The organism is Halorubrum sp. Ea8, assembly GCF_002252925.1.
Lineage (GTDB): Archaea > Halobacteriota > Halobacteria > Halobacteriales > Haloferacaceae > Halorubrum.
Genome location: NZ_NHPF01000131.1, coordinates 30,159 through 42,984, shown reverse-complemented (window position 1 = coordinate 42,984; position 12,826 = coordinate 30,159). Strand labels below are relative to the sequence as shown.

The window sequence follows — 12,826 nt, the reverse complement described above, 5'->3', positions numbered from 1 at the left end:
CTGCGGATTCAACAGAGCAGATCAGTCACATCCCGAACGACTTCTTCGGACCATTCTGGGTGGCAAGCGGCAGTGATCCACTCGTGGCCACTTTCCGACTGACTGCACAGACCGCGACGGGATTCCTCCTCGGATTGCTTTACATGAAGTCACGGACGCTCGCCGCACCGATACTCGGGCACTATCTCTCGAACAATCTCGCGACCGTAATCAGTACCATCCTGCAGTAACCGGACGAGCGATCCGTGTATCACTGTTCACTCGCCTTCCTTGTATCGGGTATGGAGGTGCCGGTGAGCGGGCGCCACGATCGCTTCTCGTCGCTCAACGAGCGACGATGTCGGCGAGCGTAACTCGCGACCGTCCGGCGAGGTCGGTACCTCCGGTCCCGATCGCGAGAACGACCGCAAACGCGACCACGACGAGGGCGTAGGAACCGTAGCCGGAGAGAGTTGTTACCGCATCAACACCGCCGGTCGGGAAGTACGCCCCGATGGGGTTGATCCCGCCGTGAAACAGCATTGGTATCAGGACGCTCCCGCCGCTGCCGTTGTACAGCCACGTGGACACGACCGACAGCCCGACCACTGCGAGCAGATATGGGAGAAACGGAAGGTCTCCCTGGGGCGTGTTTGGCAGCACGAACAGGGGGAGATGCCAGCCTGCCCAGATCACTCCCACGAGGAGACTCGACGAGAACGCGGACAGCTGATCTTGTGCCGCGGGGAGCGCGAATCCGCGCCAGCCCAACTCCTCTTGCCCGCCACCGATGAAAAAGACGATGAGGAGATTGATTGGGTAGACCCAGAACGGGGGGAGCGAGTCCAACCCTATCGTCTCCCCGAACAGCGTGGCGTGAACGAGTCCACCACCACCGACCAAGAGCAGCGGCACGAAGAGCGCGTATCCGTACCAGCGCAACGGCAGCCGAACCGTCACGTTCGACGTGAACCACTTGCGAACGCTCCAGTCCGAAAGCCAGAGCACGCCGAGCGCACCGACGAGCGGGCCGAACCCGCCGAGTCTACCCAGTATTGCGTCGAACGATTGCGGAAACACTCCCGAAGCCATTACGGTCCAGATCCCCCACGAGAAGAGGTAGGTGAGTAGCGTGAAGGAGATGAACACCCACCAGTTGTCGTGAAGTCTGCCAGGTTTTAGGCCCTGACGCTCTTGATTCTCAGCACCCATTCGTACCACTTCCCGTCGTGAGATTCTCGTTCAGATGTGATGAAGATATATCCACGTCCTCGGGTCTGAGAAACACGAATTGGCTATATAACCCCTCTCAGCCAACACTAACTATGAGCTCTGATTCACACGATCCAGCTGTGAATCCGGAAGATAGCCCCGGCTCAGCGGTGGCTACCCGGGTTTCGGAGACACATTCGCTGCAGGTCGACAGACGAAAGGTGAGCACGTTTCTCGCGCTCGCGTTCGGCATCTCTTGGACGAGTGCGGCTGTGCTCTATCTCGCAGCGGTTGACCTCGGAACGCTCGGCGGGATCGCGCTGGTGACGCTCACGTTCATGTGGGCGCCCGCGATCGCCGCGATCGTGGTCCAGTGGCGGTCCGGCGAGTCGATTCGGACGGGATGTGGACTACGACTCGGACGACTTCGGTGGGTTGGAGTCGCGTGGGTGACACCGATCGCGCTCATCGCTGGAATGGTCGGGATCGGGGTACTCTTACCGGACGTCTCGTTTACCACCGACTACGGTGCATACCTCCTCGATCTGGGCCTCACACAGCAACAGGCTGACGCCGCCGTCGCCCAGCTGACGGCGACGCCGCTCCCACCGGTCCTGTTGCTCGTCCTTCAGGGACTAATCGCGGGGCTCACGATTAACGCGCTCGCCGCCCTCGGGGAGGAACTCGGCTGGCGTGGCCTCCTCCTCGATGAGTTGTCACCGCTCGGATTCTGGAAGGTTTCGGGCATAACGGGTGTGATTTGGGGGGTCTGGCACGCACCGATCATCCTCCAGGGACACAACTTCCCCGACGCACCGGTCGCAGGCGTCTTTATCATGACTGGTGCAATGGTCGCGATGACGCCGGTGTACACGTACCTGACCGTCCGGGCTGAATCCGTACTGGCCGCAACGTTCTTTCACGGCGCGTTCAACGGACTGGGCGCGCTGTCGCTCGTGTATCTCACTGGCGCAGGGAATCTCCTTATCGGCCCGGTCGGCGTGGTCGGCATCGCTGCCGCGTTTCTCCTGACTCTCGTTTGTGTCGTCCACGACCGATTCGTCGCTGCGAACGAGATCACGACCGGGGAACCGCTGTCGCCATGGGGATGAGATATGCTCTGTTCCCGCAACCCGATCTCCGAACGGAAGTACGATACAGGCACACCGCCCGCGATGAGACAATAGCCCATGTCTACTGAACAACGAGACAATGAACCGGCCCCATCGACCGAATCTATCGATGACTCGTTCAGCGGACAGCAACTTCGTCGTGGATTCGTCTTGATCGTCGCGTTCATCGGTATGCGGGCGATTCTGTGGGGACCGTTCTGGTCACAACCGACCCTCAACGAACCGATCCAATTCGGGGCATTAATTCTCGTCTCGGTCCTCGTCGGGTCAGTCGGACTCGTATATCTGGGGTTCACACGATGGGTCGGTGTCGATATCGTCGCGTGGTGGATTGACCGCGATCACGTCCGCAGAGATCTCCTCTGGGGTATCGTCGGATTCATTCTCGCTCTCCTCGTGATGTTAGGGCTCACACTGGGCCTTCAGTCGACGTTCGGACCGCCTCAGGACGCTCCGGTTGCAGAAGCTCCATCGCTGGTCGGGACACTGCTCCTGTACGCCTTCGGCTTCGCGGTCGCTGCCTTTCAGGAAGAGACACTCTTCCGGGGGTTCCTTCAGACGACCATCGGGCATCGTTTTGGAGAGTGGCCGGCGGTTGTCGTCCAAGCCGGTGTGTTTTCCATCGCACACGTGGGGTACTACCCGCTTACTGCGTGGTACCTGTTCCTGACCGCGTTTGCCGGCGGCCTCGTGTACGGCTGGCTTCGGAAGCGACGCGGCCGGCTCTTGGTTCCGGGCATCGCACATGGCCTGATCGGGTGAGGGTCACATCTCCCACATTGATCTCCCGGGGCCTTGGCTCGGCGAGATCTCGACAGACATAACGGGCGGCCCCCGGTTTCTTCCGGTACGCGAGATTGTCTATCAGCAGTCGGTCAGCTGCCGCCTGTCGCTCGCTGCTTGCAGCCGCTCTAGTGTTCTTGTCTTGTACCACCTCAGCCCGACCGGGACGTACAATACACTCGAATGAAACCACGAATATGTTCTGTGTAGGCCGAGGGGGCCTGCAGATTACACAGGTGGCCGGCGTCAGCGATCACCCCAGATACTACATTCGACAGTTCAGCCGCGAACTGTTTCGCGTTCGGGACATTGAGCGTATCCTCTTCACCGTTCACGAGCAGAACAGGCCCGTCATACTGCTGGAGTCTGGTCTGAACGTCACAGTCATTTAGTACTCTTCCCGCTTCCCCCGTTTCTTGGGCATTCCCATCGATGTGACCGTCTCTCCACCGCGACGGAAACCGTGATCGATGCTCTGGTGGCCGATTGGTCGGAGTCGTCTTCAGCGACCTGCCTGCGCTCATTACAAGCCTAAGATTGTAACTCCACTTTCGCCAACAGTACTGAGTGGTGGCGCTACGAGCAGTCCGAATCCTCGCCATGATGCCGCATACAGTTGGTACTCCTGACATATGTCTATGTCACGCCATTTTGCATGGCCTTGTATGAGGTTCGGCAGGCGACCGCAATGAGGTGCTCTCCCGCAAACTCGTCAGAGACAACCCACGAGAACTGGCCCTAGGTCGTCGGCGTCCTCGAATTGACTGTGTTCAACGTCGGCCATCGCCCGGAAGAAGAGGTCACCTCCATGATTGGATCTGAAGGGGAACTCCAGCGCCTCTGACTCACATTATATTTTTAAGCAATTAAGTTGACATTAATCGTATGTGTATATCATTCGGAACAGCGGAGCGCCGGTGCATCGTGGTCCTCCTCGTCGTGATGCTGCTCCTATCGACAGCAACGAGTGTCGTGGCAGCCTAGTCCGTTCAGGGGGCCTCCGGAACCATTGTCATCAAGGAGGGCGAGACAGTCTCCAGCGTCGACGCACTCGCGGGGACGATCGTGATACGAGGGACTGTAGTAGTGCACGGGCTCGGTCTCGGGGTGGGCGAACCCATTAGCCTCGAACAGCGTCTTAGTTTCGATCGTCGGGTCGGCCTCGTACAGCGGCCACGGCTCGTGGTCGATGGCTGCGTACCGCAGCGAGCCGTCTTGTGCCTCTGTGTAGTATCGGTAGCGCTCGGTGAGGAACTCTTCGAGCGAGTCTGACTGTACGTCGAGTTCCGGACTGGATGGACCATATGTCGCGGCGAAGTGAACGGGGCGAGCGCCGGGGTGAAATCGCCTGCTCTGGAACCGGATATCGCCATCAGCTTCAGTGAGCGAACAGCGGGCGTAGTACGTGAGGTGATGGAATAGGCGGGCGCCGACGACGCTGAGGATACCCTGGGCGTCGAGGCTGAAGAAGTACACTCCGCTGTGGCCGTCGTGGGACACGTATGTCCGGAGGTTGAGTTCCGGGAGTGGGAGCCCCCAGCCTTCGGGGGCCCACGTCGGGCGGACGTCGACGTTCGTGAATGGCACGACGGAGAGCCACGCGTCGCCGTCGCACGTATCGATCGTAAGCGTCGACGGGAGGTGCGGGTTGAGGAGGTCGGAGTCGACGGGCCAGTTCGCGAACAGAACGTGTCGCCAGCCAATGTGGAATGTGGTTACCATCGATTGGCCACCTCGGTTCGGATACTCGGATCGTGGAGTGCTGAGTGCATGGTTACGTTCCTCCCGGGATGGTGACAGGCTCGAACCGCTGGAGGCCGAAGTACGTGTTGAGGACGGCGCCGAACCCGACGACAGCGACGGCCAGTTGTGCGACCCCGCCGAGGTACGGCACGACCCCGAGGAGCTCGAGGACGAGCAGGAACGCGGCGATCCCGGCGAGCGTCGCGACGCCATCGCGCTCGATCGGGAGGCGCGTCCCGATGAGGTACCCGAACACTGCTTGGCCGTAGAGGATGATGAGGAACTCGGCGAACAGCCCGACGATTGCAAGCGGGAGTAGGATGAGGGTAAATGCCATGTAGACGAAGAGGACGAGGAGGGTCGTTGCACCGAGGCTGCCGACGACGCCGCTGACGAGCGCGTGTTCGGTGATGGCTGCGCCGACGTTCTCGAAGAGGAGTGGATGCCGCTTGACGAGCCACCACCCGAACGCACCGAGGACGAGGAACTGCAGGAGGAAGGCTCCGACCCGCTGTGCGGGCGAACTCGACGGGGTAGGTGCCTCGAATCGCGAGAGCTGCCCGACCGACGCGTCCGAACTGACCGCAGCGGATCCCGAATAGGTCTGGAGGGTTCCGGTCACGGTCGCGCCGTCATCTATTGAGAGATTCCCGTCGAGGAGCGTCATATCCCCGTCGACAGTGCCGTCGATGGCTGCGGTCCCACCGATAATATAGATGTCGCCGTCGACAGTCACGTTTTCAGGGACTGTGGTGGTCCCGCCGGCGACGACGTGGACATCCGCAAGGGAGTCGACACCGTTGTCGCCCTGGAACGTCACGGACATCTCCTGGACGTCTCCCCCACCGATGGAGATCATGAGGAGGACGACGATGAGCAGCGGGATGGCTTCTGTTGGACTCATACATTCACACCTCCGTGCTCGCGAGCGAGTTCGACCATCCGTCTGGCGTACAGGCCGACCGCGAGCCCGAACAAGAGGAGCAAGGAGAGCGCCTGCACCACGTTCAGGTGCGAGAGCAGTCTGAGATCGACTGCCTGGAAGTACAGCGCGAGCGCGGTACTCGAGAACGTAGCGAGCCACCCGGCGACGCCGATCCCGATCGCAGAGTGGGTACCGATCGTATCTGGCGTCGAAAGGTCGGGCCAGAGCGCGAAGTTCAGCGTCGTGTAGAAGCTCACGGCGATCGCGTACAGGGCGGGATTCAGGGGAGAGGCTCCGCCGCCGGCGAGCGTGGGGAACACCTCGGCGATTCGCAGGTCGGACGTGTACATGACGTGCGTGAGGGCGAACAGCGCGAACGTCCAGAGGAAGACGCGCGAAAGCGAGTAGTTCGCGTAGATGACGCCGGCCATCACGGCGCCGACGACGTGTGCGACGGCGATGAACAGCCGCGTCGAGAGGTCGGGCGACTGCCAGGAACTCAGCAAGAGCGACGGCGTGTCGATGATCCGGAGGAACCCGAGGCTGTCGATGAAGAAGACGCCGAACATCAAGACGACCGGGACGACGAAGGCCAGACTCCGCGCCCGAACCATGGTTCCGTGACAGAACCGACCGGTGCCGTATCTCTCCTGTTGTTCGCCGAGGATGTCGAGAATTGCATCGAGACGGTCGAAGCTGGCGAACGACAGGACGCCCAGGACAAGAATGCCCGGCGCCATCGCAGCAACCATCAGTTGGCTGAAGACATCGACTGACCAGGAGAGCGGAATCGCATTCGCGAAAAAGTACGCGATCGCCGTGATCGCCGCGGCGACGTACCCGCGGTCCGGCACAGGAACGAGGTCGATCGCAAGCGAGAACGAGACCGGAAACCCGACCCCGAGCCCGAGCGACGCGAGGACGATCCACGCGCCAAACGCGGGAACGGTCCGAACCATCGGTGCGACAAGCGTGAGCGCGAACTGGAGGCAGACGACACCGAACAGGAGTTGGAGCTTCGTTCGGAGATCCGTGCTCCAGCCGCGGCGGTCCATCGTCACGCCGGTCACGGCCGCGACGGCGAGCGTCACGAGCGCCAGCGCCGCCATCCACATCGAGACGGCAGTCTCGGACATCCCGACGAGGCGTGTCCCGAGATCGATGAGTCCCAGCTGAACGAAGGTGATGTTGTAGTAGTAGCCGGCGACCATCAACGCGACGAACAGCACGTACCCGGACACCGTCGTCCACCGCCTTTTCCGGACGTACGTCACGAATTCCATTCGAACTTCCCTGACACGTCCTGTGTACGGACATCTATTAAAAACGGTGTCGGCATCTTTGCCTACTGGAATACCTATGACTCACCTATGACTCAGCCCGGAGCCAACAAGGCGAAGTTGGAGCGACCCCAACAGAATAACCATAAGGACACGGTCCTGCTGCCAGAATGCTCTCTATCAGCAATATCTTTCATAGGAGCGGAACAATGGTCAATCTCAAGACAGGGTGAGAATCGCCAAATATGATCGGTCTTTGGAACGGCGCGAGGGAATTACAGCTGTACAGAATCTCCCAGCAACACCCGTTTATCGTCTCAATTTCGCTCTTACTGGTAGCATTTCTCTTCCGGATAATCGACATATTCGTTCTCGGTTTAGACGAACTCCTCGGAGAGATCATCCTCTCGAAACTCCTGGGGTTTCTCCTCGTACTCGGTTACATCTGGGCCGTTGGAAAGACGATTACCTCAATTGGTCTCCATCGTCGTGATATCAACGAGGTACTCCTGATCGGCGGTGTCGGAACTAGTGTTATCTTCGTGGCCGCATTCGGGCTTCAGTACGTCGCTCTTGGCGGGGCTGACCAGTCGCCGGGTATTGTGTTTGTCGCTATCGATCCCAAAACCGGGCTGGAAGGTGGCGTCGTCTTTACGGTGTTTCTCCTCCTTGGAAATGTGGTGAACTCCTTCATGGAGGAGGGGCTCTTTCGGGGCGTCATGCTCCCTCACTTCATGTGTTCGTTGTCCTTCCGATGGGCGAACCTTCTCCAGGCCGCCCTGTTCGACCTCTGGCATGCAGTCTGGCCGGTAAAGAGTCTGATTACGGGTGATCTCACCATGGGAGCTGCCGTGACTGAAGCCGTCAGCCTCGTTTTGACGACGACAGTAGCGGGATTGGTGTTCGGCTATTTGTTTTACAAAACAGTGCTCTGTTGAATAGATGCTGAGTCATGGTTAGAGCGGCTCACAGAGCGATTCTATGTTAGTAATGGCGAACATTAGGACGATTTCACGGAACTGTCGATACCAGTCCAGCGCTCGCACGGCGTCGCCGAGCGAGCGCTTCGTTGTCGAGTAGGATGTTTCTGCCATCCAGCGCTGAGAGTATCGTTTTGACCGGATGAGCGCGTTGTTCGCGGTTGCCATCAGTGACGAACCACGGTAGTGAACGAGATAGTCAAGATCGTGCGCAGCAATGTCGTATTCGGTGTGCCAGTCTTGGAACCCGTTATCGGCGGCGACAGTGTGCAGATCGTCCGCGTTCCGGCGGACGATCTGCGGACCAGTCCTCGTATCATGCCTCCATAGGGCGTGACACTGCACATCGAGAACGGCAAGTGACTCTGTATCAGACAGCGTCGTCACTTTGAGTGTTTCTACCGACCGATCAGACCGAGTACGGTAGTACGCGGAAGCGTGGCCACGGTCGAAGAACGTGCTGTCGAGGGCGACGTAATCAGACTGCGGGTGTTGCTGCGCTGAAACGCGCAGCAACGCCCGCCAGACCCACATTTTGAACCGATCGAACGACTTGTTGAGTGTAGTGAAGTCAGGGATATCTCCGTCCTCAAGATCGAGTACCTCCAGCAATTCGGTCATGTACTCCAGCCGGTTTTCGGTTTCACGGAAGCTATGGCCCTCTTCACGCCGAAAACAGTGAATGGCGACGTGCTTCCAGCGGGCGAACCCGCCGCTGGCGGGCTCGCCCGCGTGCTTCCCCAACGCTTGTTTAGCCAGGTGCCGACACTCTTCCACGAAGTCGAGGATATCGATTTCCATTGGACAGGATCGAATTCCTCGACTTCACCCTTCTAAACCCGTGATATCGACCGATAAAATCGCTATTCAACAGAGCAGTCTCATCAACCTCGAAAACGTTGACCCGCTCGTTCCCCGCCTGGCGGAACCCCGCCATCCTGTGTGGTATTCGATGTCATGAGTAATTGAGTGTTCGCCTTAGAATCGAGGAACCTCGGTTAACGCCGACGACTGGATAGAGAGAAACAGTCTACGCGCTTTCAGCGCCCCATTCTCTCGCAGCCTGGGCAAGCAATTCGGGCTGATGATATGCCAGGATAAGTGCCAGCTCGCGAAGATCGGTCAGAGGGACATCACCGTCAAGGATCTCGTTGACCTCCTGCGAGCAGGCTGCTTCGAGATCAAGTACGGACCACAGACTCATATTCGTCATTCACGAAGGGGGAATCGATGACTGACCGAGATGACGATGCCGACGCGGACACCTCGGACGCGGACCACCCTGAGGACGAGCAAAAAACCAACATCGACGTCTCGTATGCGGGGACGGTCGAGCCAAAAGACCCGACCTGGGAGAAGCCGTCGATGGACGACATTCCCGAATTCGAGACCGGTGGTCGGGACCCACCCCATGAGGTCCAGCAGGACGTGACGGCAGGCAGACCGAACGACGCACGGACGCCGGGATCGACGCGTCTCGGCGGGACGGAGACCGAGGCGTACGTCTCGGCTCTCGAGATGTGCGCACGCCTGCCCGACGAACTGCGCCTCCCCGAAGAGGCTGCGGACATCGTCCCCGCCGCGTTCGAGGCCGAACTGGAACAGGAGATCCAGGCCTTCGCCGCGTCGGAGTTCGACAATCCGACGCCACACGTGGAGACGCTGTCGTTCGTCGAGGCGGACGGCGACGTCTGGTTGAAACTCAGAATCGGCGCCCCGGTCGAGACGTTCGACCAACTGGCCGACCGGACTGTCGAGTTGCGCGAGTACGCACTCGAGGAACTGGACTCGTTCCTCGAGTGAACACCTGACTGGGAGACGGGTAGCGCGTTCGACGTCGTTACCCCGGAGTCGGGCCGCGGTCGGGGAGCGGGCGACGAACCTGAGGGTCCGCTCTGGCAGTCTCCGGGCTGTTCTCACTCGTGGCCGATGCTCACGCGCTGGAGCCCGAGGTGTGCCGGTGGGTCCTCGCCGCGTAGTTCGGGTGGAACCGCGCCGTCGGGCGTCGCGGACCCATCGGGCACCACGGTTCGTCCGTCGGGCCTGTTGAGGAAGAAGGGTGCCGTCGACATCGACGCTCGCCGGGCCTTCTGGCGCCACGTCGACTCGCCGTGCAGGTAACACCCGAAGGAGAACCGGCCGTAGCCGATCGCCTCGGTCTTCTCCGACACCAGGTCGGCCTCCTCGGTCTCGAACTCGCCGTCACACATCCACGCGACGAACGGCGGGTCTCCGGCGAGCCGGCCGACGAACACGTCCCAGCCGGCGTCGTCCTCGAAGACAACCCACGCGTGTCGGTCGCCGACGGCGTCGATTTCGAGACTGAACCGGCCACCTTCCCAGACGAATGTTGCCTCGTGGCCCGGGACCCGCGCACCACGGTGGTGGTAGACCACCCCGCTTACGTCGTGCTCGACAGCCTCGGAGACGCGCAGAGCCCCCTCACTCCGGAGTCGGTCGCGGAACTGCGGGAGTTCGTAGAGGACCTCCGACCCGCTCATTCCGGTCGACACCCCGGCCACGGCCGCGGTACGGGTCCCGTCACGCCGGCTGGCTCACTCCGGCGCCGGTGCGGTCTGGCAGACGTCATCCTCGTCGGCCTCGGGGTCGTGACACCAGCAGTCTGGGCCACACTCGACGTGTGAGTGGCTCTCCTCGACGTGACCGAACGTGTCGGCGAAGCGTCGCTTGGCCTCGTACTCGCCCCGGTCGGTCAGCGCGTAGCCGTCGGGCTCGCGGTCGAGCAGGCCGTCGTCGGCGAGCCGGTCGAACGCCAGATCGACGTCGTCGTCGGCCGCATCGAGAAACGGGGCGAGATCCGCCGGTTCGATCGTGGTCGAGATCCCCTCCTCGTTCAGCATCCAGTACGTCGCCTCGAGAATCTCGTCGCGGAGCACGACGGCGTCTAGCGAACCGCCATCCGACTCGGAATCCATACCGGCTGATACCGGCCGGAACGTGCAAAAAACTACCGTCGGGGTCGCGTCCAACCGGGAGGTCTGTCGGAGTCGCGTCCCGCCAGGACAGTGCTCCGGTTGGTGATCGACGAGTGTGTCGGTGCGACGGGGCAAGAGTCAAGAGTCGGCTGGGCCGATAGACCCGGCATGGAGATACTGGTCGCATGTATGGGGAATCTGCTGCGCGGCGACGATGGATTCGGCGTGGCAGTGGCGGATGCGCTCCGTGACCGGGACTTTCCGCCGTCGGTCGATGTCGTCGAAGTCGGAATCTCCGGCGTCAGCATGGCCCAGGAGTTGCTCGACGGGTACGACGCGTTCGTCCTCGTCGATGCGATGGAGACGGGCGAGGACCCCGGGACCGTCACCGTCAAGCGAGCGTCGGTCCCCGACATCGACCAGTACTCCGAGCGCGAGGTGGCGAGCTTCGCCGCCGACATGCACCAGACCGACCCGTCGAAGATACTCGTGCTGGGCGAGGCATTGGGCGTGTTGCCGGACGTCGTCGTCCTGGTCGGCTGTGAGCCGACCGACACCGACGAACTCGCCGACCGACTGAGCCCGCCCGTCCGAGAGGCGGTGCCGGTCGCCGCCGATCAGGTCGAGCGGATCGTCGACGAACTCCTTGACCAGTGAGGGTGCCCTCTGCCGTTCTGCTGGGGCATACACGTTTAATACCGTAGAAACACAAACGGGTGCCCATGAGTACAGGTGGCACGATCCCGGAGGCCGAGACGGCGTCCGAACCGATGGAGTTCGAGGAGATCGACGTGTTCTGGCTCCCCGGCGAGGCCTGTGACGGCTGTTCGATCGCGACGCTCGGGGCGACCGATCCACCGATTGAGGACCTTCTCCGTGGCCACGTCCCACATCTGCCACAGGTCAACCTCCACCACCACGAACTCGCCTTCGAATCCGGGAAGGCGTACGTCGACGGGATGCGGGACGCCGTGGCCGGCGAACGCGACCCGTACATAGTCGTCGTCGAGGGGAGCGTTCCGAACGAACGCCTCATTGAGGGCGACGGCTACTGGGTGTCGATGGGGAAAAACGAGAATGGTGAACCGGTCAAGACGGTCGACTGGCTTGATCGACTCGCCCCCGGGGCCGCTGCTGTCGTTGCGATCGGGACGTGTGCGACGTGGGGCGGCGTCCCCGCGGCCCAGGGGAACGTCACAGATGCTATGGGGACGATGGACTACCTGGGCCGGGACTACCGGAGTCAACTCGACTTACCGGTGATCAACGTCCCGGGGTGTGCCCCCGTCGGGGACAACTTCATCGAGACGGTCGCCCACCTTCTCTTGCACGTCGCAGGATTCGGTCCGCCGCCCGAACTGGACGAGCTCGGGCGTCCGAAGTGGCTCTTCGGCGAGACGGTCCACAGAAATTGCAATCGCGGAGCCTACTACGAGGAGGGTGACTTCGCCGAGGAGTACGGCAGTGAGAAGTGTCTCGTCAGCAAGGGCTGTTGGGGACCGACAGTCAAGTGTAATATGCCCTCCCGCCGGAACCTCGACGGGGTCGGCGGGTGTATGAACGTGGGCGGCAAGTGTATCGGCTGCACGATGCCCGGCTTCCCGGATAAGTTCACGCCGTTTTTCAAGAAGCCCCCGGGATCGAAGATCTCGACGGTCAGTTCCTCGATTCTGGGCGGGATCATGTCACGTTTGCGCCGGAGTTCAATGGAGAAGCTCGATAAATCGACCCGGTGGGGCGAACCCGGGGTCGTCGAGCGGATGTACCAGTGGCAACTCAAGAGAGGATCGAACTACGACCCCGAGCGTGGCCTCGAACGGCGGCCCGGACGGGGGACCGGAGACGACTGATCGGC

General features: G+C 61.2%; 14 protein-coding genes. 7 read left to right on the top strand and 7 right to left on the bottom strand.

Going from position 1 to position 12,826, the window contains the following annotated elements; translation table 11 throughout:
* Positions 1–230 (top strand): CPBP family intramembrane metalloprotease (locus DJ74_RS19455; RefSeq protein ID WP_141212731.1); only part of this gene is annotated, 230 nt, incomplete at its 5' end.
* A gap of 94 nt (positions 231–324) precedes the next feature.
* Here the strand turns inward: DJ74_RS19455 and DJ74_RS15785 are convergent.
* On the bottom strand, positions 325–1,128 hold the full coding sequence (locus DJ74_RS15785) for a CPBP family intramembrane glutamic endopeptidase (protein ID WP_176451368.1): 804 nt from the start codon (positions 1,126–1,128) through the stop codon (positions 325–327).
* 284 nt (positions 1,129–1,412) lie between these two features.
* On the opposite strand from DJ74_RS15785, the gene DJ74_RS15780 reads away from it, so the two are divergent.
* Positions 1,413–2,303 (top strand): CPBP family intramembrane glutamic endopeptidase, encoded by an 891-nt coding sequence (locus tag DJ74_RS15780; protein WP_176451367.1) that lies wholly within the window; start codon positions 1,413–1,415, stop codon positions 2,301–2,303.
* Positions 2,304–2,474: 171 nt separating this feature from the next.
* The gene (locus DJ74_RS15775; protein ID WP_176451366.1) at positions 2,475–3,086 is read left to right on the top strand and encodes a CPBP family intramembrane glutamic endopeptidase; all 612 of its coding nucleotides are present in this window, start codon (positions 2,475–2,477) and stop codon (positions 3,084–3,086) included.
* A 972-nt stretch (positions 3,087–4,058) separates the two neighbouring features.
* Here the strand turns inward: DJ74_RS15775 and DJ74_RS15760 are convergent.
* From DJ74_RS15760 to DJ74_RS15750, 3 genes are read right to left on the bottom strand one after another with little or no spacing between them, the layout of a single operon-like run.
* Complete coding sequence (locus DJ74_RS15760) at positions 4,059–4,829, bottom strand: YqjF family protein (RefSeq protein ID WP_254922185.1); 771 nt, start codon at positions 4,827–4,829, stop codon at positions 4,059–4,061.
* Between the two features lie 52 nt (positions 4,830–4,881).
* Positions 4,882–5,754, bottom strand: coding sequence for a hypothetical protein (locus DJ74_RS15755; RefSeq protein ID WP_094527864.1), 873 nt, complete (start codon positions 5,752–5,754; stop codon positions 4,882–4,884).
* On the bottom strand, positions 5,751–7,058 hold the full coding sequence (locus DJ74_RS15750; RefSeq protein ID WP_094527863.1) for an MFS transporter: 1,308 nt from the start codon (positions 7,056–7,058) through the stop codon (positions 5,751–5,753). The genes DJ74_RS15755 and DJ74_RS15750 overlap by 4 nt, the downstream gene beginning before the upstream one ends.
* Positions 7,059–7,300: 242 nt before the next feature.
* On the opposite strand from DJ74_RS15750, the gene DJ74_RS15745 reads away from it, so the two are divergent.
* Positions 7,301–7,993: a CPBP family intramembrane glutamic endopeptidase gene (locus tag DJ74_RS15745; protein ID WP_094527862.1), complete on the top strand. Its 693-nt coding sequence runs from the start codon at positions 7,301–7,303 to the stop codon at positions 7,991–7,993.
* An 18-nt stretch (positions 7,994–8,011) separates the two neighbouring features.
* Here DJ74_RS15745 and DJ74_RS15740 read toward each other — a convergent pair whose 3' ends face one another.
* Positions 8,012–8,836 (bottom strand): IS5 family transposase, encoded by an 825-nt coding sequence (locus DJ74_RS15740; RefSeq protein WP_094527861.1) that lies wholly within the window; start codon positions 8,834–8,836, stop codon positions 8,012–8,014.
* Between the two features lie 429 nt (positions 8,837–9,265).
* Here DJ74_RS15740 and DJ74_RS15735 point away from each other — a divergent pair, with 429 nt between their 5' ends.
* Complete coding sequence (locus DJ74_RS15735) at positions 9,266–9,838, top strand: hypothetical protein (RefSeq protein WP_094527860.1); 573 nt, start codon at positions 9,266–9,268, stop codon at positions 9,836–9,838.
* Between the two features lie 113 nt (positions 9,839–9,951).
* Here DJ74_RS15735 and DJ74_RS15730 read toward each other — a convergent pair whose 3' ends face one another.
* Both DJ74_RS15730 and DJ74_RS15725 read right to left on the bottom strand, forming a co-directional pair.
* Positions 9,952–10,536, bottom strand: coding sequence for a hypothetical protein (locus tag DJ74_RS15730; protein ID WP_094527859.1), 585 nt, complete (start codon positions 10,534–10,536; stop codon positions 9,952–9,954).
* A gap of 54 nt (positions 10,537–10,590) precedes the next feature.
* Entirely contained in the window at positions 10,591–10,971 is a 381-nt protein-coding gene (locus DJ74_RS15725) for a hypothetical protein (protein ID WP_094527858.1), read from the bottom strand.
* Positions 10,972–11,073: 102 nt separating this feature from the next.
* Here DJ74_RS15725 and DJ74_RS15720 point away from each other — a divergent pair, with 102 nt between their 5' ends.
* Both DJ74_RS15720 and DJ74_RS15715 read left to right on the top strand, forming a co-directional pair.
* Positions 11,074–11,628 (top strand): hydrogenase maturation protease, encoded by a 555-nt coding sequence (locus DJ74_RS15720; RefSeq protein ID WP_254922187.1) that lies wholly within the window; start codon positions 11,074–11,076, stop codon positions 11,626–11,628.
* A gap of 113 nt (positions 11,629–11,741) precedes the next feature.
* Positions 11,742–12,821 carry a hydrogenase small subunit gene (locus tag DJ74_RS15715; RefSeq protein WP_094527871.1) on the top strand — a complete coding sequence of 360 codons (1,080 nt, stop codon included), beginning with the start codon at positions 11,742–11,744 and terminating at the stop codon, positions 12,819–12,821.
* Positions 12,822–12,826: the final 5 nt, after the last annotated feature.